Annotated in this window: 22 protein-coding genes; 3 read left to right on the forward strand and 19 right to left on the reverse strand. The window is 63.1% G+C overall.

All coding sequences use genetic code 11. The features are described from left to right. Positions 1-53: 53 nt before the first annotated feature. From JWR89_RS18480 to JWR89_RS18565, 18 genes are all read right to left on the reverse strand, one after another. Positions 54-716, reverse strand: a complete 663-nt coding sequence (locus JWR89_RS18480) for a glutathione S-transferase family protein (protein WP_299718763.1) — start codon at positions 714-716, stop codon at positions 54-56. After that, positions 716-1,459 (reverse strand): SDR family NAD(P)-dependent oxidoreductase, encoded by a 744-nt coding sequence (locus tag JWR89_RS18485; RefSeq protein ID WP_299718764.1) that lies wholly within the window; start codon positions 1,457-1,459, stop codon positions 716-718. Before JWR89_RS18485 ends, JWR89_RS18480 begins: the two co-directional genes overlap by 1 nt. A gap of 29 nt (positions 1,460-1,488) precedes the next feature. Then, positions 1,489-2,688: a CoA transferase gene (locus tag JWR89_RS18490; RefSeq protein ID WP_299718766.1), complete on the reverse strand. Its 1,200-nt coding sequence runs from the start codon at positions 2,686-2,688 to the stop codon at positions 1,489-1,491. Between the two features lie 54 nt (positions 2,689-2,742). Beyond that, positions 2,743-3,444, reverse strand: a complete 702-nt coding sequence (locus JWR89_RS18495; protein ID WP_299718769.1) for an ABC transporter ATP-binding protein — start codon at positions 3,442-3,444, stop codon at positions 2,743-2,745. Then, positions 3,437-4,183, reverse strand: a complete 747-nt coding sequence (locus tag JWR89_RS18500) for an ABC transporter ATP-binding protein (protein WP_299718772.1) — start codon at positions 4,181-4,183, stop codon at positions 3,437-3,439. The genes JWR89_RS18495 and JWR89_RS18500 overlap by 8 nt, the downstream gene beginning before the upstream one ends. Further along, positions 4,180-5,181 carry a branched-chain amino acid ABC transporter permease gene (locus tag JWR89_RS18505; RefSeq protein WP_299718774.1) on the reverse strand — a complete coding sequence of 334 codons (1,002 nt, stop codon included), beginning with the start codon at positions 5,179-5,181 and terminating at the stop codon, positions 4,180-4,182. Before JWR89_RS18505 ends, JWR89_RS18500 begins: the two co-directional genes overlap by 4 nt. Next, the gene (locus tag JWR89_RS18510; RefSeq protein ID WP_299718776.1) at positions 5,178-6,056 is read right to left on the reverse strand and encodes a branched-chain amino acid ABC transporter permease; all 879 of its coding nucleotides are present in this window, start codon (positions 6,054-6,056) and stop codon (positions 5,178-5,180) included. Before JWR89_RS18510 ends, JWR89_RS18505 begins: the two co-directional genes overlap by 4 nt. A 45-nt stretch (positions 6,057-6,101) precedes the next feature. Further along, positions 6,102-7,298 carry an ABC transporter substrate-binding protein gene (locus JWR89_RS18515; RefSeq protein WP_299718778.1) on the reverse strand — a complete coding sequence of 399 codons (1,197 nt, stop codon included), beginning with the start codon at positions 7,296-7,298 and terminating at the stop codon, positions 6,102-6,104. A 197-nt stretch (positions 7,299-7,495) separates the two neighbouring features. After that, a complete protein-coding gene (locus JWR89_RS18520; RefSeq protein ID WP_299718780.1) occupies positions 7,496-8,614 on the reverse strand; it encodes an ABC transporter substrate-binding protein in 1,119 nt (372 codons plus the stop codon). 264 nt (positions 8,615-8,878) lie between these two features. Further along, the gene (locus JWR89_RS18525; RefSeq protein WP_299718782.1) at positions 8,879-9,745 is read right to left on the reverse strand and encodes an AraC family transcriptional regulator; all 867 of its coding nucleotides are present in this window, start codon (positions 9,743-9,745) and stop codon (positions 8,879-8,881) included. Between the two features lie 54 nt (positions 9,746-9,799). Beyond that, positions 9,800-10,999 (reverse strand): ABC transporter substrate-binding protein, encoded by a 1,200-nt coding sequence (locus JWR89_RS18530; RefSeq protein WP_299718785.1) that lies wholly within the window; start codon positions 10,997-10,999, stop codon positions 9,800-9,802. Positions 11,000-11,874: 875 nt separating this feature from the next. Next, the gene (locus JWR89_RS18535) at positions 11,875-12,966 is read right to left on the reverse strand and encodes an SMP-30/gluconolactonase/LRE family protein (protein WP_299718787.1); all 1,092 of its coding nucleotides are present in this window, start codon (positions 12,964-12,966) and stop codon (positions 11,875-11,877) included. Between the two features lie 119 nt (positions 12,967-13,085). Continuing rightward, the gene (locus JWR89_RS18540; RefSeq protein ID WP_299718789.1) at positions 13,086-14,528 is read right to left on the reverse strand and encodes an aldehyde dehydrogenase family protein; all 1,443 of its coding nucleotides are present in this window, start codon (positions 14,526-14,528) and stop codon (positions 13,086-13,088) included. A gap of 63 nt (positions 14,529-14,591) precedes the next feature. Continuing rightward, the gene (locus tag JWR89_RS18545) at positions 14,592-15,311 is read right to left on the reverse strand and encodes a ribonuclease activity regulator RraA (RefSeq protein WP_299718791.1); all 720 of its coding nucleotides are present in this window, start codon (positions 15,309-15,311) and stop codon (positions 14,592-14,594) included. A gap of 154 nt (positions 15,312-15,465) precedes the next feature. Next, complete coding sequence (gene araD / locus JWR89_RS18550; protein WP_299718793.1) at positions 15,466-17,205, reverse strand: L-arabinonate dehydratase; 1,740 nt, start codon at positions 17,203-17,205, stop codon at positions 15,466-15,468. A 121-nt stretch (positions 17,206-17,326) separates the two neighbouring features. Continuing rightward, entirely contained in the window at positions 17,327-18,190 is an 864-nt protein-coding gene (locus JWR89_RS18555) for an ABC transporter permease (RefSeq protein WP_299718795.1), read from the reverse strand. A 10-nt stretch (positions 18,191-18,200) separates the two neighbouring features. Further along, positions 18,201-18,965, reverse strand: a complete 765-nt coding sequence (locus tag JWR89_RS18560; RefSeq protein ID WP_299718797.1) for an ABC transporter ATP-binding protein — start codon at positions 18,963-18,965, stop codon at positions 18,201-18,203. Continuing rightward, positions 18,965-19,966: an ABC transporter substrate-binding protein gene (locus JWR89_RS18565; RefSeq protein WP_299718840.1), complete on the reverse strand. Its 1,002-nt coding sequence runs from the start codon at positions 19,964-19,966 to the stop codon at positions 18,965-18,967. The genes JWR89_RS18560 and JWR89_RS18565 overlap by 1 nt, the downstream gene beginning before the upstream one ends. A 118-nt stretch (positions 19,967-20,084) precedes the next feature. Here JWR89_RS18565 and JWR89_RS18570 point away from each other — a divergent pair, with 118 nt between their 5' ends. The 3 genes from JWR89_RS18570 to JWR89_RS18580 all read left to right on the forward strand — a co-directional run bounded on the left by JWR89_RS18570 (position 20,085) and on the right by JWR89_RS18580 (position 22,780). Further along, entirely contained in the window at positions 20,085-20,804 is a 720-nt protein-coding gene (locus tag JWR89_RS18570) for a GntR family transcriptional regulator (protein ID WP_299718800.1), read from the forward strand. Positions 20,805-21,098: 294 nt separating this feature from the next. Next, on the forward strand, positions 21,099-22,250 hold the full coding sequence (locus JWR89_RS18575) for an NAD(P)/FAD-dependent oxidoreductase (protein WP_299718802.1): 1,152 nt from the start codon (positions 21,099-21,101) through the stop codon (positions 22,248-22,250). An 86-nt stretch (positions 22,251-22,336) separates the two neighbouring features. After that, positions 22,337-22,780 carry a hypothetical protein gene (locus JWR89_RS18580; RefSeq protein WP_299718803.1) on the forward strand — a complete coding sequence of 148 codons (444 nt, stop codon included), beginning with the start codon at positions 22,337-22,339 and terminating at the stop codon, positions 22,778-22,780. A 17-nt stretch (positions 22,781-22,797) separates the two neighbouring features. On the opposite strand, the gene JWR89_RS18585 is transcribed toward JWR89_RS18580, so the two are convergent. Further along, positions 22,798-23,991 (reverse strand): MFS transporter, encoded by a 1,194-nt coding sequence (locus tag JWR89_RS18585; protein WP_299718804.1) that lies wholly within the window; start codon positions 23,989-23,991, stop codon positions 22,798-22,800. Positions 23,992-24,111 lie beyond the last annotated feature (120 nt).

Raw genomic sequence — 24,111 nt, forward strand, 5'->3', positions numbered from 1 at the left:
TTATCGCGGCATTTTTGCCGTCGATGATTTATTCAGTTCTTTTTTAGAACTTGTCAACAGGTCGGCAATACCACCACCGGCTTATTGGCCAGCGCCGCGCGCTGGTAGGCCGGCCGCGCCTTGGTGCGTTCGAGATAGGGCATCGCGCTGTCGCAGATCCCGACGCCGTAATCGATCGCCCAGGTCAGGCAGGTCGTCAGGATAATGTCGGCGGTGGTGAACTGGTCACCCATCAGGAAGGTCCGCCCGTCGGACAGCGCGACGTCCACATGCTTCAACTGATCGCGAAAATATTCGCCGGCCTTGGTCACGACCACAGGCGCCTCGCCATAGATATGGGCGAGGCCGTTATTGGTGCCGTGACGGCGCATCACGTACAGGCTGGTGGAGTCCAGTTCCGCGACCACGAAGAAGCACCATTCCAGCCACCTGGCCTGCAGCGACTTCTCGCTGGGAATCAGGACATGATCCGGCGTCGAATAGGTCTGCGAGAGATAGGCGACAATCGCCGCGCTCTCGCCGATCCGGAAATCCCCATCGACCAGCAGCGGGACCTTCTGCCGCGCGTTCAGCGCGGTGTATTCGGGCGTCTTGGTCTCCCCCGAGCGGGGGAGAATGGGCCGGCATTCGTATGGCAGATCCAGCTCATGAAGCGCCCAGTGTGCGCGGATCGTGCGCGTGGTGCCGACACCCCAGAGAACAAGTTGCTCGTCCATCACCATGTCTCCACTGAGGGCCGCAGATCGAGTTCGTGGGTCCAGCCATCGCGGCTCTGATGGTGCGCGAACCAGTAGGCCTCGGCGATCGACGAGGTCTTGGTCAGGCTATCCGGCGGAATCTCGCTGGCATCGATGCCCTTGGCAGCCTTCATCCGCAGATGAATCGCCTCGCTGTCCACGCCGGCATCGATCAGCAGGTGGACGACGTGGATATTTCGCGGACCGAGTTCGCGGGCCATGGACTGCGCCACGGCGCGCAGTGCGAATTTTGCGGAGGAGAACGCGGTGAACCCGGTGCGGCCCTTGACGCTGGCGGTGGCGCCGGTGAACAGCATGGTGCCACCGCCGCGCTTCAGCATGTGGCTTGCCGCTTCGCGGCCCACGAGGAAGCCGGCGTAGCAAGCCAGTTCCCAGGCCTTGAAGAACAGCTTTTCGCTGGTCTCCAGCAGCGGCTTGCTGACATTCGATCCGGCGTTGAACAGGCAGACCTCGATCGGCCCGACGTCCTTCTCGACTTCGGCGAACAGTGCCCTCACGCTGTCCTCCTGGCGCGCATCGGTAGAGAACGCCCGCGCAACGCCGCCGGCGGCGTTGATCTCATCGACCAGCGCTTGCGATTTTGCGGCGTCGCGGCGCGCGATGCAGACGGCGAAGCCGCCTTGCGCAAAACGTCGCGCCACGGCGGCGCCGATCGCGTCTCCGGCGCCGACGAGCAGGGCTACCTTGGTTGTTTCGGTCATGTAGTGATCCTTTCCTCGATCTTCCTGATTCAAACGGCGACGCGGACGGCGCGATTGCCGATCATGCTATCGATGTCACTGGCGCTATAACCGAGCTCGGCGAGCACATCCCTGGAGTGCTGGCCGACCCGCGGCGCGGGTCCTCCGATGGAGGCCTCGTTCACCTCGAAACGCGCGGCAGGCTTCGGCTGCCGCACGCGCCCGACCGTCGGCTGATCGAATTCGGCAATGATGCCGCGTGCGACCACCTGCTCGTTGTGGATGATCTCGCTGCGCCGCAGGATCGGTGCACAGGGCACATCGGCCGCGTCGAGCCGCTCCAGCCACTCGGCTGTGGTGTGCTGCACGATGTACTCGGCCATCTTGTGAATGCGCGCGGTGGCGTTCACCGAACGCGCCGCGGGCGTCGCAAAGCGCGTGTCCTTGGCGAGTTCGGGATCGCCGGACGCGCGACAGAAACCCTGCCATTCGGAATCCGAGATGGTGCCGGCGGTGATGTAGCCGTCGCTGGTCTTGAACACGAGATCGGGCCGATCATTCGGATCGGCCGCCGCGGCTTCGGCGCCGACGACCGTGTACTGCATCATGCCCTCGGGCCACAGATAGGAGATCATGACGTCGAGCATGGCCACCTGGATGTGATCGCCCTGCCCGGTTTTCTCGCGCGCATAGAGCGCGGCGGTGACCGCCTGCGCGGTGTAGACCGAGGTGGTCTTGTCGCAGACGATGGTGCGGATCATCTGCGGGCGGTTGGTGACCGGCTGCGACTGGATGTCGGCGAAGCCCGACAGTCCCTGGATGATGGGATCGTAGACGCGCTTCTTGACGTAAGGCCCGGTATCGCCGACGCCGCTGATCGAAACGTAGATCAGGCGCGGATGGCGCTTTCGCAGCTCCTCGGCGCCGAGCCCAAGCCGCTCCATGGTGCCGGGCCGGAAATTCTGCACCAGCACATCGGACTGCGCGACCAGCTTGGCCAGCACCTCGCGGCCGGCGTCGCTCTTCACGTCGATCGACAGCGAGCGCTTGCCGCGGTTCGCGGAAATGAACATCGCGGAGAATTCGCCAGCCTTGTCGATCGCGGCGCGGCTGCGCCGGGCGCTGTCTCCGCCGATCGGCTCGATCTTGATCACGTCGGCGCCCTGGTCGGCCAGGAACATGGTTGCGAACGGACCCGACACCACGGCCGTGAGGTCGAGCACGCGGACACCTGTGAGTGGACCTGACATTTGATCATCCTTTTTCCTGGTCGTCGTGGGGCTTCGCCCCGATTCAATTCGGCTTCAGACGCTGAGATAGGTGCGGCGAATGTTCTCGTCCCGGGTGAGCGCTTCCGTCGCCCCCGCAAATTTCACCGAGCCCTGGCTCAGCACGTAGACGTAGTCGGCGAGGCGCGTGGCGAGGTGATAGTTCTGCTCGACGATCAGGATCGGCACGCCCATACGTTTCACCGCCAGCAGGACTTCCTCGAGCTTCTCGATGATCACCGGCGCGAGGCCCTCGCTGGGCTCGTCGAGCACCAGCAGATCGGGCCCGGCGATCAGTGCACGGCCGATGGCCAGCATCTGCTGCTCGCCGCCCGACAACTGTCCGCCGAGGCTATGGCGTCGCTCGGCAAGCCGCGGAAACACCTCGAAGACGTAGCCGATGTCCTTGCGGGCCGGCCGGCCACGGCTGGCGCCCCGCGCCATCGCCAGATGTTCCTCCACCGTGACCGTGGCAAAGATGCCGCGGTCCTCAGGCACATAGGACACGCCGAGCCGGACGATCTGATGCGTCGGCTTGCGCGTGATGACCTCGCCCTTGAACGTCACCTCGCCGCGTCGCGCTGGCGTCAGGCCGAGGATGGAACGCAGCGTCGTGGTCTTGCCGGCGCCGTTGCGGCCGAGCAGCGCCACGCATTGGGACGGCGCGACCGACAGGCTGACGCCCTGCAGCACATGGCTCTCGCCGTAGAACGTATGGAGATCCTGGACCTCAAGCATGCTGCTTCCCCAGATAGGCTTCGATGACCTCGGGGTTGCCCTGGATCTCGTCCTTCGATCCGGTCGCCAACACCTTGCCGTAGCTCAGCACAGTGACGACGTCGCAGATCGCGAACACGACATCCATGTCATGCTCGACCAGCACGATGGTGAGATCCGCGGGCAATTCGTTGATGAGCCGGATCAGATTGGTGCGCTCGGCCGGCGAGGTGCCGGCCGCGGGTTCGTCCATCAGCAGGATCTTCGGCTCAGCGCACAGCGCGACGGCGACTTCCAATTGCCGTTTCTGGCCGTAGGACAGTTCGTTCACGGTGCGGTCGAGGCAATTGTCCAGGTGCATCTTTTCCGCGGCGCGGCGGGCCTTGCGCCGGACGTCGGGAAAGCTGGCGGGCGAGCGCAGGAACGAGTGCCGCGAACGATCGGCGGCCTGGCAGGCGACGCGCAAATTTTCCAGCACGGTCACGCTGTCCAGCAGCATGTTCTTCTGGAACGAGCGCGACAGCCCGCCGCGCGTCACCAGGTCGGGGCGTCCCGACCGCAGCGGCACGCCGTGCAGCAGGATCTCGCCGCTGGTGGGGGGCTGCCAGCCGGTGATCAGGTTGAACAGCGTTGTCTTGCCGGCGCCGTTCGGGCCGATCACGGCGCGGCGCTGGCCGGCGGGAACGGACAGGTTCAGGTTTGCGATGACTTCGAGCCCGCCGAACGCCTTCCTGAGATTGCGGACCTCGAGCGCGCTCATCGCCATTTTCCGATCAGGGTGCGGAAGGCACCAACCACGCCGCCGCGAAAGAACGCGACGACCAGCATGAAGAAGATGCCAAAGAACAGGTTGTATTCGCCGGTGATCAGGCTGAGGCCCTGCTTCACCAGGACGAAGACGGCCGCGCCGATGAACGGACCCATCACGGCGTCCGCGCCGCCGATGATCACCATTAGGATGCCCTCGCCGCTCGATTGCCAGCTCATGGAATCCGGGTTGATGAAGTAGGTGTATTGCGCCTGCAGGATGCCGGCCAAGGCGCAGACCACGCCGGAGAGGGTGAAGGCGCCGATCTTGTAGGCGCCAACCGCGTAGCCCATGGCCATCGCCCGGCGCTCGTTTTCGCGAATGGCGATCAGCACGCTGCCGAACGGCGAATGCACGATGCGCGCGACGAGCAGCAAGGCAGCGACGGCCACCAGCGCGACGTAGCCATAGAACACGATGGAGCCGTCGGCGCTGAGTCCGAGCCAGGACAGGTCCGGCCGCGGAATGCCTGCCATGCCGTCGGTCCCGTTGGTCAGCCGCAGTTTCACCGCCGCCCCGTAGAACATCTGGCAGAAGGCCAGCGTGATGAGCAGGAATTCGACGCCGCGCGTTCGCGTGCAGATCGCGCCGACCACTGCCGAAATCGCCGCCACGCAGACCAGCGTCACCGGGACCGACGCCCACAGCGGCCAACCATAGATCGCCGTGCCGATGCCGATACCGTAGCCGCCGAGGCCGAAGAACATCGCATGCCCGGCCGATGCGAGGCCGGTATAGCCGATCAAGACGTTCAGCCCGGAGGCGAAGACGCCGGCAATCATGACTTCGACCGCCAGGGTCAGCACGTATTCGCTGGAGATGAAGGGCAGCAGGAGCAGCGCGAGGGCGCAGGTGGCGAGCACCAGGACGCGCTGAACATCCATGCCGCGCGCCGGCTCGCTGTCGCAGGCCTGCTCCGCAACGGGCTCAATCGTGACGTGCCGGGTCATGCCACCCGTCCCGTCGAACCGAACAGTCCTTGGGGACGGAAGATCATCATGCCGACCAGCAGCACGTAGATGGCGAACAGCTCGGCTTCAGGGAGGTAGGCCTGCGCCATGGTGTCGGTCATGCCGACGAACAGCGCGCCGTAGAACGAGCCCTTTAGGTTACCCAGCCCGCCAACCACCACCACCACGAAGGTGGTGACGACGATGCCGATGCCCATCTGCGAATAGACGCTCATGATCGGCGCGGCGATGACGCCCGCAAAGCCGGCGAGCGCCGCGCCGCATCCGAACACGATGACGAACACCACGTTGATGTTGATCCCCAGCGCCGTCACCATCTCGCGGTTGTCCACGCCGGCGCGCAGGGTCGCGCCGATCAGGGTGCGGTCGATGACCAGCGACAACAGCAGGGCGACGCCGAGGCCGACGCCGATCACGAACAGCCGGTAGACCGGATAATCGATACCGAGCATGGCGATCCGGCCCGACAGGATGGCGGGCGTCGGGATGCTGTAGAAGCTGGAGCCGAAGAAGTATTCCACCGTGCCGGCGGTGGCGAACAGCAACCCGAAGGTCAGCAACGCGAGATCGAGATGAGTCGATCGCCCACGCTTGACGAGCGGCTGCAGTACCGCGCTCTGCAGCAGCGCGCCGAGGGCGAACGGCACCAGCGGGCCGATCAGCAGCGCCGCCCAATAGGAGCCTGTCATCCTGGATACCAGCCATCCCGCGTAGGCGCCCATGGTGAAGAAGGCGCCGTGCGCGAGGTTGAGGATATCCATCAGGCCGAAAATCAGCGTCAGGCCGGCCGCCAGCAGGAAGATCAGCATGCTGAGCTGCAGACCGTTCAAAAACTGGAGAAAAAACATCTGCATGGAGGCGGTCCGCCTGGGAGTCACAGGTTGTCGGAAAATTCCGGATCAAAAACTCTTGGTGCAGCCGGGCAGGTCTTCCGCACCGGAAAACTCGTCGAGCTGCCGGCGGTCCGGCTTGCCGTCGGCGCCCTTGACGATCTCGACGAGGTATTCCTTCTCGAGCTGCGCGCTGTTCTGGGCGTTGAAGCGGATCTTCCCCCGCGGCGCGTCGAAGTTCACGGTGCGCAGCGCCGTCATGAAGCCCGCGGTGTCGTCTGGCATCTTGCCGCCAAGCTTTTCCAGCGTCAGCATGATCGTCTTGCCGTTGTCGTAGCCGAGGGCGGCGTTGACGTCGGGGTCCTCGTTGAACATCTGGCGATAGGCCGCGACGAATTTCCTGTTGGCCTCGTTCTGCGCGCCGGGCAGATAGGACGCGACGAACTTTCCGCCGATCACCAGGTCGCCGAGCGCCGGCCAGCCGACCTCGTCGAACAGCCATTGGTCCCCGATCAGCGGCACCTTCTCGCGCATGCCGAAATCGGCGTGCTGCTTGACGACCTGCACGGCCTCGCTGCCGGAATAGAAGGCGTAGATGAACTCGGCGCCCGACGCCCCCGCCTGCCCGAGCGCCGCGCTCCAGTCGCGCGTCTTCTGGAACGGCGTCCAGATCTGCTGCACGACCTGACCGCCGCCGTCCTCGAAGCCGCGCTTGAACGCATCCATGAAGGAGTGGCCAGCGGAATAGTCCGCCGTCATGGTGACGACCTTCTTTACGCCCTTCTGCGCCCAGTATTTGCCGGCGCCGTACTGGAACGCGTTGGCGCTGAACGAGGTTCTCGCCACGTAGGGACTGCAAAGCTTTCCGGTGATCTCGTCCGCATGGGCGTTGGTCATCACCACCGGCTTCTTCGCGCGGTCGGCCAGTTCGGAAAGCGCGATCGCCACGTTAGAGCTGACGCCCCCGCCGATCACGTCGACCTTGTCGAACTGCACCAGCTTGTTGAATTTCTGCACGGCGACGTTCGGCGTCAGTTCGTCATCGGCCCGCACCACTTCGACGGGCCGGCCGGCGGTCTTGTTGCCGAACTCCGCGAGCGCGACGCGAAAACCGCGGTCGATGTTTTCTACCGGGGCGGCCCACACGCCCTTGTAGGGAAGGATGAGCCCGATCTTGAGCGGCGTCACGTCCTGGGCGCGGACCGGCGCAAGCGCCGCGGCGGATATACAGGCGATGAGAACGACGCGGATTGCCGCTTTTGTCATGAAACCCTCCCGACATCGCCGCGCCGGTTATCCGGGCGGCCGGACCGGTCGGATCGCAAGTGCGATCTGCCAGTCATTGTGTTCTGAGTAAGCAATCGCTCGCAGCATCGCTTCCGCGAAATCGCCGCGCCTTCCGGAAAAACGTCACATTGTGCTTCCGGCCGTACGGTGCGGTGCAAGATCGCACCCGGGCCGGTTCAGAACGATTTGGTGCAGCCGGGCAGATCGTCGGCTCCGGCGAATTCGTCGATGAATTTCCGCTTCAGCTTGCCGTCGGCTCCCCTGACGATCTCGACCAGATAGACCTTTTCGAGCAGCGCGCTGCTCTGCGCATTGAAGCGGATCTTGCCGCGCGGCGCGTCGAAGTTCAGTCCGCGCATGGTCGAAATGAACCGGCTGCGGTCTTCCGGCATTTTTCCGCCGAGCTTGTCGAATGTCAGCAGGATGGCCTTGCCGTTGTCGTAGCCGAGCGCGGCGCTGACATCGGGCTCTTCCTTGAACATTTCCCGGTACGCCGCCACGAACTTGCGGTTCGCATCGCTGTCGATGTCGGGATAGTGCACCGTGATATGCTTGGCGCCCACGGCCAGATCTCCCAGCGCCGGCCACAGCGCCTCGTCATAGACCCATTGGTCGCCGATCAGCGGCATCTTTTCTCGCAAACCGAAGTCGGCGTGCTGCTTGACCACCTGGACCGCTTCGCTGCCGCCATAGAACGCGTAGATGATCTGGGCGCCCGAATTGCTCGCCTGGCTGAGCGCGGCGCCCCAGTCCCGGGTCTTCTGGAACGACGTCCAGATTTCCTGGACCACCTTGCCGCCGCCCTCCTCGAAGCCGCGCCGGAACGCACCGAGAAAGGCGCGTCCCGCCGAATAGTCAGGACCCATCGTGACTGCCGTCTTGATGCCCTTGCTCGCCCAGTATTTACCCGAATTGTACTGGAAGCCGTTCGCACTGAACGAGGTTCGCGCGACATAAGGGCTGCAGAATTTCCCGGTGATTTCGTCGGCGAAGGCATTGGCGAAAATCATCGGCACCTTGCCGCGGTCCGCCAATTCGGAAACCGCGATGGCCACGCTGGAGCTCACCACCCCGGCGACCAGGTCGACCTTGTCGAGCTGCACGAACTTGTTGAACTTCTGCACGCCGACGCTCGGCGTCAGCTCGTCGTCCGCGCGAATGATCTCGACGGGCCGGCCGGCGATCTTGCCGCCATACTCAGCCAGCGCGACCTGAAAGCCGCGGTCTATGCTGTCGGACAATGGCGCGTAGACGCCCTTGTACGGCAGCAGAAGGCCGATCTTGACGGGAGACACGTCGTTCGCCGCTGCCGGCCGAACGACTGCGATAAAGGTGCCGGCACACAGAACCAGGCATCGCCAGACTGAAAGCCGCGCCATATGCATCCCCCCGATGACCGAACGATTTTTCGCTCGAAGCGTGCTCGGCCGTTGAAATGACCTGCACGCATTGTCCGGAGCCGACCGTAGCGCCGGCATGGCCGACGGCGCTTGCAATAAAGCGCCGCCGTCTACGCAATCCCGACGCAAACCGCGTTGCGCGCTCCATCCGCTCGCCGCTCAGGACAGCGCGCGCTGGCGGAACGACGACGGTGTCTCGCCGGTCGCCTTTCGAAAGCTGGTCGAGAAATGTTGGGCATGCCCGAAACCGGTAGCGAGTGCGATCTCGGTCATGCTCTCGGCGGACCGCGCCAGCCGGTGCTTCGCCTCTTCGATGCGGAGCGCAAGCACATACTGGTACGGCGACACGCCGACGCTTTCCTGAAACGCGCGGAGGAAATGCCGCTTGCTCAAGCCCGCAATGCCAGCGAGTTCGTCGAGACCGACCGCTTCCGCCAGATTGGCGCGCACGAAATCCTCCAGCCGCCGCAGGCAACAACCCGGCAGGCCCCCGCGCGCCGTTATCCGCAGCATGTCTTCGCACCGGCTGATCCGGCTGATATGGGCCAACGCCTGAATGGCCCAGCCTTCCGCCATCATCTCGAACATATTGTCCGGTGCGGTTGCTTCCCTGCACAGCTCGGACAGCCCGCGGGCGAGACTGTCATGTTCGAACCCGATGGTCGGCGCCGAGATCGCCTCCCGCAACCGCTCGTCCACCAGGGACGGATTCAGAAAAACCACGGTGTAGTCCAGCGTGGGACCGACGTTCCACGCGCCTTCGATCTCCATCGTAGCGGGAAACACGGCGAGTCTGGTCTTGCCGTTGAAAGGACGATTCGTTTGCCGGCCATCAATGGTCGCATCGAGACTGACCACGCCTTTGGAAAACATGAACAGCGAAAGCTCGGGCTGGCGAAAATGCCAGTGCATGCGGCCCGAAGTCGTCCGGCGAAGAACTTCGATCCGGATGCTGCTCGTCGTGGTGACGGTCGACGAAACGAGGTCCCCGCCGACGGATCGAACAAAGCCGCTTGATTGGCCCACAGATCGCTCCCGATTCTTTATCTGTCTCTACACACAGATCGACTGAACTTGGTGTTACTCGGCGCCACTCAATACGTCGCCGAATGCTTCCCAGACCGTGCCGTTCCATCGCTGCAATTGCAGTTGCGTCCAGGCCTTGCTGTTGCCGGAGTCGGTATTCACCACGATTCCTGGAAGCGCAGTGGGAAGCTGCAGGCCCCTGATGCTTCTGGACTGCTTGACCACATTGTCGCGCGTCAGATCGTTGCCGCACTGATTCAACAATTGCTCCAAGATTTTCCCCTGCTGAAAACCTGTGAGGTAGTTCAGGTCGGCGAAATCCGATCCCGCGAGGTACTTGTCGAAAAACGCACGGTATTCCTTCATGCCAGCGTCGTCGGCCCATTTGGGATCGTTCGGATCTTTGAAGAACGCTGCCGACACGACGCCTTCTACCTTGTCGAGGCCGACAGGCTGCAGCGTCGCCGAGACCGAGCTCGAGACCATATTGATCATGGTCAGCGGCTTCCAGCCGATGTCGTTCAGCTTGCGAAGCGCCTGCGCCGCGAATTTCGGCGTTGCGGCGATGAGAAGAGACTGCGCGCCAGAAGCTTTGAGATTTACAATCTGGGAATCCACCGTGGGGTCCGTAATCTCATAGCCTATGGCGGTGAGCTGCGCGGCGGCTTTGTCTTTGAGAACATCCTTGAAGGCATTCACAAAATCCTTCCCCAAGTCGTCGTTCTGGAAAAGTATCGCAATCTTGCCGTTCGGGTAGGATTTGCCAGCGAACCTTGCGTAGACCCGCGCTTCGGTATCGTAACTGGGGAGCCCGGTTGTGGTGTAGGGATACTCTTGGAAATTCGCGAACTTGTTGGCTCCGGTCATAATGAAAGCGTCGGGGATTTTCTTGCCATTCAGGTATTTAATGGTGGCCGCATTGCTAGGGGTGCCGAGCTGGCCGAACATGAAGGCAACTTCGTCGCTTTCGGCCAGCTTGCGTGCCTGTTCGACGGCCTTCGGCGGGCTATAGGCATCGTCGTACGTGATAAAGTCGATCTTGCGGCCGCTGATGCCGCCGCGATCGTTGATCGACTTTACATAGGCGATCAGGCCTTTTCCCGTGTTGCCCAGCGACGACGCCGGTCCGCTGAAAGGAAAGATCGAACCGATCTTGATTTCCGTGGCCGTGACGCCGGGCGTTTCCGCGGCTAGCGTTGGCGTTGCGCACAGGCCAACCAGGCCAAGCGCCACTGTGAGATGGCGTAGCAACATGTTCCTCTCCCGCGCAGCGGATCTTTGTCCGCTCTTATCGACAGTCGTCCGCGCTGAGGCGATCGAACGCTGTCCATAGCCTAAAGCTATCAGTTCTTTTTTCGAACTAGTCAAGGGTGAGTTGATTTGGCGCAAGCCACGCGGTTCACCGCCGGTCGATACGCCCTGTGGATACGGCTCGGTTCTGTCCGATCAGGTCGACAGGGCCGGACCACGGGAGGCAAGGTGCAGGCACACGTGACTGCGTCCGACGGCAACTAGCCGGTTCTGTACCAGAAGCTGCCGCTGTTTTACGACCCAAGCGGCCCCGCGGCGGCAGGAGTGCCAACCCCGCAACAGCAGAAGGCGGCCGAGCGGCTCTCCTCCGAGCAAGCAACCAAAATTCCTTACAGATCCCAGCTCTCACTTACCGATGGAAACTTTAGCGGACGCGATAGAGTGGGACGTCCGCCTCGAGAATTTCAGTGCGCTTTGGCCCGGGCGCCCCAGTTTTCTACAAGCCTGCATCAACTATCTTCAAACGCAAAACTATCGGTTAAGCGGTCTCGCGGCAGGTCAGTTTCCCTGGGCTGAAGGCACGCCATGGGCCAATAATCCAAACTCATGGAATCCTCCGAATTCGATGAATTCGCTTGGTGCAGAGACGGATGACGTCATTCCCTTGAATCCAAAGGGGCTATCTCTAAAAACGCGGCAAAATCAACCGAGATGATCAATATTCTGCCGCTCATAACGGTCTAGTTGCAGATTCGACTCCTCCCGGGCCCACCAATGATTTCAATGACTATTTGGTCCAAGTTAGGATCGACCAAGATAGCCAAGGTGCGCTATCCGTCCCCGATCGTGCTCTAGCGAGACGGATCAGCGCGGCAGGATCAGACGGCTCCATGGGCCTCCACATACAATGCATAAACGGAGTGGCTACTTGCCATGTAAAGCCGATTGTTCTTCGGCCCGCCGAACGTCAGGTTGGCGCAGCGCTCCGGCAGCCTGATGAAGCCGATGGCCTTGCCCTCCGGATTGAACACCATCACGCCATCCAGATCTTCCGACTTTGCCTTGAGCTGGAACACCTTGCGGCCACCAACGTCGGTCGCCTCTGACTGCAGCGCGCCATTGCTGCCCCAGCCGCACCACAGGTTGCCGTCGCGATCCACCCTGAAGCCGTCCAGCGAGCCCTGGTCCGCGGCGTCAACGATCCTGATCTTGCCGCCGAGCGTGCCATCGGCATTGACCGCATAGCTCCAGATGCTGCGGTTGGGCGTGCCCTTCCACTCGACGACATAGAGCTTCTTTTCATCGGGCGAGAACGCCAGGCCGTTGGGATTGACCAGATCGGTGATGACGGCAGTCAGCTTGCCGTCCTTGGCAATGCGGTAGACGTTGGTGGTGGCCTGTTCCGGCTTCTCCTTCTTGCCTTCCCATTCGCCGTTGATGCCGAACAAGGGATCGGTGAACCAGATGCTGTCGTCGGACTTCACCACGATGTCGTTCGGCGCGTTGAGACGCTTGCCCTCGAACTTGTCCGCCAGCACCGTGACCTTGCCGTCCTTTTCGGTACGCGTGACGCGGCGTGTCACCGAATGTTCGCACGTGACCAGGCGGCCCTGGCGATCGCGCGCGTTGCCATTGGCATAGTTGGCGTTGCTGCGGAACACGGATGTCTGGCCGGTCTTCTCGTCGAACTTCATGATCCGGTTGTTGGGGATGTCGCTGAACAGCAGATAACCGCCATCCGGAAAATAGGCCGGACCCTCGGCCCAACGCATGCCTGTCGCAACCTGCTCGATGGTGCTGGAATAAAGCCGGTACTTTGCGAAGCTCGGATCCAAGATCTGCACGGCAGGGTCCGGGTAGCGCTGGTTCGGCGCAAACGAGAATGACTGCGCGCCGGCGGCACGGGCGAACAGTGCCGAAGCGGCGGTGGCGCCGGCAGCGCCCAGCAGATGGCGTCGTGTAAAGCTCATCGATCGTCCTCCCTTGAACATTTTGATGTAGCACCAGCTTTTGCTAGTTGCTTCGTCTGTGGTGTCGTGCAGTCAGGCGCCGGCGGCGTACCGCCGACGCAACATTGATGCCCCCGTTGTTACGGCAGCGTGTAGGCGGTTTTGACGACAGTATAGAACTCGGCGGCATAGCGGCCCTGTTCGCGCGGGCCGAAGCTGGAACCCTTGCGGCCGCCGAACGGCACGTGATAGTCGACACCGGCGATCGGCAGATTGACCATCACCATCCCGGCTTCCGAATTGCGCTTGAAGTCGCTGGCGTATTTCAGGCTGGTGGTGCAGATGCCGGCAGAGAGGCCGAATTCGGTGTCGTTGGCGGTCGCCAGCGCCTCGGCATAATCGTTGACGCGGATCACCGCCGCGACCGGCCCGAAGATTTCCTCGCGCGCGATGCGCATGGTGTTGGTGACCTCGGTGAACAGTGCCGGCTGCAGATAGAAGCCGGGCGCATCGCGCTTCAGCAGCTCGCCACCGAAAGCGAGTTTTGCACCCTCGTCCTTACCGATGGCGACATACTTCATGTCCTGATCGAGCTGGCTTTGATCGACCACCGGGCCGATATCGGTGCCCGCCTTCACGGCATCGTCTATTGTGAGGCCGCCCAGCCGTTCGGTCAGCGCGGCGACGAACCTGTCATGGATGCCTTTGGTGACGATCAGGCGCGAGGCCGCGGTGCAGCGCTGGCCGGTGGAAAAGAACGCGCTGTTGACGGCGGCTTCGACCGCGACCTTGAGGTCGGCGTCGTCGAGCACCACCAGCGGATTTTTGCCGCCCATTTCGAGCTGGAATTTCTTCATCGGCCGCGAGGCGATGCAGGCGGCGGCGACCTTCTGGCCGGTGGCCACCGAACCGGTAAAGCTGATCGCGGCGACATCGGGATGTTCGAGTAGCGCGGCACCGACTTCGGAGCCGCGGCCGATCACCAGATTCAGCACGCCCTTGGGCAGGCCGGCGCGATGCAGGATATCGACCAGCGCCCAGGTCGAGCCCGGCACCAGATCGGCGGGCTTGATTACCACGGTATTGCCATAGGCCAGTGCCGGCGCGATCTTCCAGGCCGGAATCGCGATCGGGAAATTCCACGGCGTGATCAGGCCGACCACGCCGACCGCCTCGCGGGTCACTTCGATGTCGATGCCGGGCCGCACCGACGCCAGCTTCTCGCCGGCCATGCGCAGGCATTCGCCGGCAAAGAATGCAAATATCTGACCGGCGCGCGCGGCTTCGCCGACGCCCTCCGGCAGGGTCTTGCCTTCCTCACGCGACAGCAGGCGGCCGAGCTCGTCCTTGCGAGCAAGGATTTCATCGGACGCCTTCTTGAGGATGTCGTAGCGAACCTGCGGCGTCGAGCGCGACCACGACGGAAAGGCGGCCTTGGCCGCGGCGACGGCGGCATCGGCCTGCGCTCGGGTGCCGCGCACAGCCTCGCCGACGATGTCCTTGGTGTCGGACGGATTGACATTGGGCGAACGCGCGCCGTCAGACAGCCATTCGCCGTCGATCAGATTGTTGAACATCAGCATGAGGTGATCTCTCTGTCGTTAGGTCGCGCGCTGGCGCGGACGGGGTCGAATGCGAAAGGCCGATTAGCGGTTATTCGTTTTCCGCCACGCCGCGAAATCGACCAGGGTCTGGTCGTCCGTGGCGGGATAGAGGCCGAGAATGGATTTTCCGGCATTCACCTGGTCGGTAACAAAATCCTCGAAGGCCGTCATCTCGAAGGCCTCGTTGGCAATTTCGTCGGCGAGGTGCGCGGGGATGACGATGACGCCGTCGCTATCGCCAAGGATGACGTCGCCGGGAAACACCGGCGCATCGCCGCAGCCGATCGGCCCGTTGATCTCGATGGCCTGATGCAGCGTCAGGTTGGTCGGCGCGCTCGGGCGGTGGTGATAGGCGGGAAAGCCGAGCTTGGCGATCTCCGCTGAATCGCGAAAGCCGCCATCGGTGATGACGCCGGCGACGCCGCGCTTCATCAGCCGCGTGATCAGGATCGCGCCGGCGGAAGCGGCGCGGGCATCCTTGCGGCTGTCCATCACCAGCACGGCATCGGGCGGGCAGTCCTCGACCGCCTTGCGCTGCGGATGGGCGCGGTCGCGAAACACGTCGAGCTTGTTGAGGTCCTCACGCGCCGGCATGTAGCGCAATGTAAAGGCCTCGCCGACCAAAGTCGGCTGGTCCGGACCGAGCGGATGCACATCCTGGATGCACTGGCTGCGGAAGCCGCGCTTGAACAATGCGGTGGCCACCGTGGCGGTGGAGATGGTCTTGAGCTTGGCGCGGGTGGCGTCGGAGAGTTTGGTCATGGGGTCTATCCTTCAATTCCGAATTCGTGAGTTCACACTCGTCATTCCGGGACACGCCCTTGCGCGGACCCTGAATCCAGACGTGTTCAACCATTTCGAGATTCCGGGTTCACGCGCGGCTGACGCCGCTCGCGCCCCGGAATGACAGTTTGCGTCAGTAAATCACCGGCTCCTTCACCGGGGCGCCAAAGTCCGTCTTCAGGAAGTCGAAATCGCAGCCTTCGTTGGCTTGCTGGATATGTTTCGTGAACATCCAGCCATAGCCGCGCTCGTAGTTGCGCTCCGGCGCTTTCCAGGCGGCTCGGCGCTTCGCCATCTCTTCATCTGAGATGTCGAGGTTAATGGTGCGGGCATCGACGTCCAACGAGATCATGTCGCCATTCTCGACCAGCGCCAGTGGCCCGCCGATGTAAGATTCCGGCGCAACGTGCAGGATGCAGGCGCCGTAGCTGGTGCCGCTCATGCGGGAGTCGGAGAGCCGCACCATGTCGCGGACGCCCTGCTTCACCAGTTTCTTGGGGATCGGCAGCATGCCCCATTCCGGCATGCCCGGGCCGCCCTGCGGCCCGGCATTGCGCAGGATCAGCACGTGGTCGGCGGTGACGTCGAGATTCTCGTCGTCGATCGCCTTCTTCATGCTGGGATAGTCGTCGAACACCAGCGCCGGGCCGGAGTGTTTGAGGAAGCGCGGCTCGCAAGCGCTAGGCTTGATGACGCAGCCATCGGGCGCGAGGTTGCCTTTCAGGACGGCGAGTGCACCCTCGGCATAGATCGCGGTATCGACGGTGCGGATCACGTCGTCGTTGTAGACTTCAGCATCGGCGATGTTTTCGCCGAGCGTCTTGCCCGTGACGGTCATGACGTCGAGATGCAGGTGCTGCTTGATGCGGCTCATCAGGCCCGGCAGGCCACCGGCATAGAAGAAGTCTTCCATCAGATATTTGTCGCCGGACGGCCGGACGTTGGCGATCACCGGCACCTTGCGGCTGGCGGTCTCGAAATCGTCGAGGCCGATGTCCTGCCCGGCGCGGCGCGCCTGCGCGATCAGGTGGATGATCGCATTGGTCGAGCAGCCCATCGCCATCGCCACGGTGATCGCGTTCTCGAACGCTTTTCGCGTCTGGATTTTCGCCGGGGTGAGATCCTCCCACACCATCTCGACGATGCGGCGGCCGCATTCACTGGCCATGCGGATATGGCCGGCATCGGCAGCGGGGATCGACGACGCGCCGGGCAGCGTCATGCCGATCGACTCGGCGATCGCCGTCATCGTCGAAGCCGTACCCATGGTCATGCAGGTGCCGTAGCTGCGCGCGATGCCGCCTTCGACCTCGACCCATTCCTTGTCGGAGATCTTTCCGGCCCGACGCTCGTCCCAGTATTTCCAGGCGTCGGAGCCGGAGCCCAGCGTCTTGCCCTTCCAGTTGCCGCGCAGCATCGGACCGGCCGGCAGATAGATCGCCGGATAGCCGGCGCTGGTGGCGCCGAGCAGCAGGCCCGGCGTGGTCTTGTCGCAGCCGCCCATCAGCACCACGCCATCGACCGGATGGCCGCGCAGCAATTCCTCGGCGTCCATCGCCAGCATGTTGCGGTAGAGCATGGTGGTCGGCTTCAGGAATGATTCCGATAGCGACAGCGCCGGCAATTCCATCGGAAAACCGCCGGCCATCAGGATGCCGCGCTTGACGTCATCGACCCGGGTCTTGAAGTGCATGTGGCAGGGCTGCGCATCCGACCAGGTGTTGAGGATGGCAATGACCGGCCGGCCTTGCCACTCCTCGGGTGCGTAGCCCTGCTGCATCGCACGGGAGCGATGGCCGAATGCGCGCAAGTCGTCCGGCGCGAACCAGCGTGCGCTGCGGAGCTGGTCGGGAGTCTTCTTGTGGTCGGTCATGTCTATACCTGCCGAAGCGCTAGCATTCGTAGGATGGGTAGAGCGCAGCGAAACCCATCAGTGCCGTGTGAAGTGACGATGGGTTTCGCAAGGGCTCAACCCATCCTACAGATTACTACCCTTACGTCTGCAGGCCCCATTTTTGTACAGTGTTGCGCTCGATGGTTCGAAAAATCAGGTTTTCCACGATCAGGCCGATCACGATAACGGTCAACAGTCCGGCGAACACGGCGGGGATATCGAGCAGGTTGCGGTTCTCAAAGATAAACCAGCCGAGCCCGCCCTGCCCCGACGACACGCCGAACACCAATTCGGCGGCGATCAGCGTGCGCCAGGCGAAAGCCCAGCCGATCTTCAGGCCGGTGAGGATCGAGCCGAACGCGGCGGGGATCAGGATGCGCGCGACATAAGGCAGTCCGCGCAGGCCGTAGTTGCGGCCGACCATGCGCAGCGTGTTGGACACGCTCTTGAAGCCCGAATGCGTGTTCAAGGCCACCGGCCACAGCACCGAATGGATCAGCACGAAGACCAGGCTGCCATTGCCGAGGCCGAACCAGATCAGCGCCAGCGGTAGCAACGCGATCGCCGGCAGCGGATTGAACATCGCGGTCATCGTCTCCAAGAAGTCGGTGCCGATCCGTGTACTGATCGCCAGCACGGTAAACAAAGCGGCGAGCACGATTCCGGCGCTGTAGCCCATGAACAGGACCTTGAGCGACGCCCACGCCCGCAGCGGGATGGTGCCGTCCCTCACCTTGTCGAACATGGTGATGACGGTGTCGTGGAAAGTCGGGAACAGCAGCGAATTGTCGAGCAGCGTGCCGTAGATCTCCCACACCGCGGCGAGGAAGACGATAATTGCGGCCTTGCGGACAAAGCCGTCGTTCCACAGCAGCTCAACGACGCCAAGCTTGCGCTCGACCTCGGACGGATCGACTGCGCCCGCGACGGCGTCGCTGCGCATCAAGATTCTGGCTTCGCCCATGGCTTGATCCTCAGTGCGCAGTTGCGGTGTCGGCGAACAGCAGGTCGTGGATCTGCTTTTCCAGTTTTGCTGCACTGCCATCCTCGGCAGAGACCCGATCGACGTCGATCACCTCGGCCTTGACCCGGCCGGGATGCGGCGACAGCAGCAGGATGCGGTTTCCGATCTTGATCGCCTCGGCAATCGAATGGGTGACGAACATCACGGTGAATTTTGTTTCTTCCCAGAGCTGCAGCAGCTCGTCCTGGCAGGTGCGCCGCGTCAGCGCGTCCAGCGCGGCGAAGGGCTCGTCCATCAGCAAGATGTCCGGCTCCATCGCCATGCCGCGGGCAATGGCGACGCGCTGCTTCATGCCGCCGGACAGCGTGTGCGGATAGGAATCGACGACGCGTGTCAGGCTGACCTTCTCGATATAGGCACGCGCGCGCACCTCGGCGTCCTTCTTGTTGAGCTTCCGCGTCATCAGCAGCGGGAACATCACGTTTTCCAGCACCGTCTTCCACGGCAGCAGCTGGTCGAACTCCTGGAAGATCATCATCCGGTCGGCACCGGGCTCGGTGATCTCGCGGCCGTTGATCCGCATCTTTCCTTCGCTGGGCGTCATGTAGCCGCCGACCGCCTTGAGCAGCGTGGACTTGCCGCAGCCCGACGGCCCCAGCAGCACGAAGCGATCGGAGCGATCGACGCTGAAGCTGACTTTCTCCGTCGCCGTGACGACGACGCTGGAGGTCTTGTAGCGCAGCGTTACGCCGCTAACATCGAGCAAAGCGGACATCAGTTACCCTTAAGATCGGCCGAGGACGGCAGGTAATAGTCGGTCCAGGCCTTCGGCTGGGTCTTCAAGGTGCCGGTCTTGAACAGATGGGCGGCGAATTTCATGGTGCCTTGCGGCTCCAGGTTCCACTCCATCATGCCGGGCTCCTTGAGCCACGCCAGCAGATCCTCGACGCTGGTCTTGTCGCCGGTGATCTCCTTGTAAATCTCCACCGAGGTCTTGGTATCGGAGCGGATCAGATCCTGCGCCTCCTTGGTTGCGGCGCGCACCGCCTGGATGATCTTCGGATTGGCATCGGCGAATTTGGTGGTGGTGAAGAACTGCGCCTGACTCAGCGGTCCGCCCATCACGTCGGGCGAATTCAGCACCACATGGGCACCGGGCACGTTCTTCATCTCCAGGAAGGTGAAGGGCGGGATCGAGAAGTGGCTGCGCACCTCATGCTGCGAATTCGACAGCGCCGCATAGGCGTCGGGATGGCCGAGCTGGACGGTGTTGGAATCGAGCTTAGACCACTGGTCGGCGCCAAACGCCTCCGCTGCCGCGATCTGCAGCACGATGGCTTGGGTCGAAATCTTGACAGTGGGCACCGCGATCTTGTCGTTCGCGGTAAAGTCCTTGATCGACTTGATATGCGGGTCGCGGCTGATCAACGCCATCGGCTGCGCCGAGGTGGCGACGATGCCCTTGACGCCGCCCTTGGTGCGATCCCACAGCAACAGAAGATTGCCGGTGCCGGTGTTGAGGATATCGACGCCGCCGGCGAGCAGCGCATCGGTCTGGGCGCCGCCGCCCGAGAACGTCACCCATTTGGTGGTGACGCCGGGCAAGCCCAGCGCCGCCGCGTGCTTCTCGATCAGCTTCTGCTTTTCGATGATGTGGCTCGGCATATAGAAAATGCCCGGCTGCCGCGACAGCGAAATCTCGGTCTTCTGCTGCGCGGCTGCCGGCAGCACCGTCACCGCATTGATCAACGCGAAAGCAACCGCCCAGCTTTGCATGCCCATGATCGCTCCTCCTGATAATGGCCCTATCGTGCGCCGTTCGGCTAAGGCACTAATACATTAGTGCATCGCCCGTCAAGACGTGATATTGTTTGAGACACACAGTGGGAATGACATGCCTGCCCTCACAGCCACCATCCGCCGTCCACGGCAACCCGCGACCGAGCGTCTCGACCGCGATCGGCAGGCTGCGCCTCAGGTTTTCGATCGTTTGCGCGAAATGATCCTGTCGCTGGCGTTGCCGCCCGGCTCCGGGCTGTCGCGAGCGGCGTTAGCGCAGCAGTTCGGTGTAAGTTCGACGCCCATCCGCGACGCCTTGATGCGGCTGGACAAGGAAGGGCTGGTGCAGATCTTCCCGCAGTTCGCTACCGTCGTGAGCAAGATCGATGTGGGTCTGGCCCAGGAAGCTCACTTCCTTCGGCAGGCCCTGGAGCTCGAGATTGTCCGCGGCCTTGCGCAAGACCGTTCAGAGCCGCTGGCGCGGGAATTGAACCTGATCATTGGGCGTCAGCAGCGGTTCGCGAGGGATGCCGATTTCGAAAAGTTCATGACGGCGGACACCGAGTTCCACCGGACGCTTTATGCCGCCGCGAACAAGGTCGGCTTGTGGACGCTGGTGCGCAGCCAAAGCGGACACATCGATCGGCTACGCCGCCTGCATTTGCCTTCGGGCGGCAAGGCCCAGGCGATCATACGCGACCACAAGGCGATAGCGAAGGCGATCGCGGCTGGCCGGCCGGGCGAAGCCCAGGATTGCCTCCGCCTCCACCTGTCCGGAACGCTGAGGGATATCGACCAGATCCGGACTGGTTATCCTGAATACCTCACCTCTTAAGACACGTCAGGCGAGGCGGTCTCGCACCGTGTAGCCGCGATTAGCTGCATACATCCGTCAGACCTCTCAGTTGCCCCGAATGCAGTAGCGGGCCGCGCCTGACACATCCGACGAGAGATGCGCAGGCATGTTGCGGCGCAGTTCGAGCAAATCATCTCATGGCGACGGCGGGGCCGTCTGGTCCGTCCCCCACCGGGCCGCGAGCCGAAAATTGGCCAATTTCGCCCTTCGCCCCGTTCAATCTTTCTTTGCCATTCCCGGTACATCATGCCGCATTCGGGCAAGGCAGGGATCATGCGGCACACGGACATTGCAGTCGTCGGGGGAGGGCTGGCCGGCTCGACGGCGGCGGCGATGCTGGGGCGCGCCGGCGTGTCCGCGGTCCTGATCGACCCGCACGAAAAATACCCGCCCGACCTGCGCTGTGAAAAGATCAGCACCAGCCAGATCGAGTTGCTGCGCAAGACCGGGCTCGCCGCCACCACGTTCCGCGCCGGCACCCGGGATCGCCAGATCTGGACCGCGCGGTTCGGCTATCTGATCGACAAGAAACCCAGCCACCAGTTCGGCATCCTCTACCACTCCCTGGTCAATTCGATCCGCGACGAAATTCCGGCCGGCGTGCCGCAGATCCACGCCAAGGCAACGGCGATCGCCACCAGCACGGACCGGCAGATCGTTACCCTGTCTACCGGCGAGGAAATTTCCGCGCGGCTGGTGGTGCTGTCGAGCGGGCTGAACATCGGACTGTTGCACAAGCTTGGCATCGAACGCCGGGTCACCAGCAAGTGCCACTGTATCACCATCGCCTTCGACGCGACCCCGGTCGGACGCGCGGCGTTCGATTTTCCAGCGCTAACCTATTTTTCGGAACGTCCCAGCGACCGTGCGGCCTATCTGACGCTGTTTCCGGTCGGCGACACCATGCGCGCCAACCTGTTCGTCTATCGCGACATGGACGACCCGTGGCTGCGCCAGATGCGCGCATCGCCTGCCGAGGCGCTACACGCGCTGTTTCCCAAGCTGCGCAGCTTCACCGGGGAGTTTGACGTGTCCGGGCAGATGCGAATCCGGCCGGCGGACCTATATGTGAGCGCCGGGCATCGCCAGGCCGGCGCGGTACTGGTCGGCGACGCCTTCGCGACGTCCTGCCCGGCGGCAGGCACCGGCACCAACAAGGTGTTCACCGACGTCGAGCGGCTGTGCAACGCCTACATTCCGGACTGGCTGGCTACCCCGGGCATGGCCGCCGACAAGATTGCGGCGTTCTATGACGATCCGCTCAAACAGGCCTGCGACGCCTGGTCGGACGCCACGGCCTATCACTTCCGCTCGGTCTCCATCGACGACGGCCTGCCCTGGCAAGCGCGGCGCTGGGCGCGCTTCCTCGGCCGGCGCGGCCAAGGGGTTTTGCGGCGGCTTAGCGGGCAGGACCGCGCGGCCTGATTGGCTGACAACAAGATGCCGTTTTGTCAGGTACGATCATCCAGCTTTCGTGACCGCTATTGCCGATCGACCGCTGAGGTGACCCGTTGCGCCCGATCCGGAGTTTTCCTATCGGACTACTGCTGGCCGGATGGCTGGCCGCCGGCCCCGCGGCGTCCAACCCACGACAGTTGTCGCAGATGCCGGATCCGCGCGGCGAGTTCATCCGTCTTTGCGCGCCGTTCATGGTGTCGCGCTATGCCCACCCCGAGGCGACCTGCGACTGCATCCGCAACTCCCTGATCGGCGAGATCGGCGACCGTGAGGTGCTCGACGCTCTCCTGTTCGGCGTCACCGAACGCGGCGTGCCGATGATCGACCGCACCTGGCTGCCGCCGGAAAAAAGGCCCTTGATCGGCCGCACCATGACAGCGATCGCCGAACCGACCATCGAATGTATGTTCGGAAACGGCCAGGCCAAAAAGGCCACCGAAAAGATTCCGGTCGATGGCCTGCCCAGCATGCTGCCGACGCAGGATTTCGCGCCGTAGGACACAACCGACCGATTTTACGCCAGCGCCAGCCGCTGTCGAGCGCGGAGCAGCAGCGCGGTCACGATGGTGATGTTGAGCGCGTTCCAGCCTAGCCCGTTAATGAAGGCCGCGGCGTAGGAGCCTGTAGCGTCGAAGATCACGCCGGAGATCCAGCCGCCCAGCGACATGCCGACGATGGTGCCGAAGATCACGGTGCCGACGCGGGTGGCAGCCTCGGAGGCCGGCATCGCTTCGCGGACGATGATCGCGTAGCTCGGCACAATGCCGCCCTGGAACAGGCCGAACATCGCCGAGATCACGTAGAGCGAGATCAAGCTGTCGAAGAACAGATAGAACAGCAGCGCCGTACCTTGCGCGATGGCGCCGAGCAGTAGCGTTCGAATGCCACCGATGCGGTCGGCGAGAAACCCCGAACCGACCCGGCTGACAATGCCGAAGGCCAGCATCAGCGACAGCATTTCGGCACCGCGCGCCACGCCGTAACCGAGATCGCCGCAATAGGCCACGATATGCACCTGTGGCATCGCCATCGCCACACAGCAGGCGATGCCGGCAACGCAAAGCACCGTCGTCAGCATGTTGCTGCTCATTCGCAGGTCGATCTTCGGCGGCGGCGCGTCGACATGGCTGCGCCTGCTTCCGGCGCCGATCTGCAGGCGCAGCAGCGTCAGCATGACCAGCATCGCCGATATGGTGGTCACACCGATCAAGGCATGCGCGGTCTGCCAACCGAACGCGCTGATGCCCCAGCTAACCAGCGGCGGCCAGATTACGCCACCGAGATAATTGCCGGTGGCGGCGATGCTCACCGCGATGCCGCGCCGTTTCTCGAACCAGTGCGAGGCCTCGGCCATCAGCGGCCCGAACGTAGCCGACGATCCTGCGCCGATGAAGAAGTGCACCAGGATGTATTGCCACATCGCAACCGCCTGGGACGCCGCCAGATAGCCCGCGCCCATCACAACGGCAGCAAGGCTGATCGCCGCGACGATCCCGAACCGGTCCGTGAACCGGCCGATCACGACGCCGCCCAGCCCGAAACCGGCCATCGCCAGGGTAAAGGCCAGCGACGCCGCGCCGCGGCTCGCGGCAAATTCGGCCTGCACCGCCGGAATTGCCACCACTACCGACCACATCCCGACGCTGCCGACCGCGCCAATGATCAAGGCAAGGCCAAGCCGGATCCATGCCTGACGCGAGTCAGGCATGAAGAATGGCGAATCTGGTCGGGGGTTCAGGGTTTTCACGGCGGCAACATCCTCGGCAGCCGGTGCGGGGTCAAGTGAGCTGCTGAAAGGTTAGGCATGCAGAAGCACTGCAACCGTGAC

This window comes from Tardiphaga sp. (genome assembly GCF_028290785.1).
Classification (GTDB): Bacteria; Pseudomonadota; Alphaproteobacteria; order Rhizobiales; family Xanthobacteraceae; genus Tardiphaga.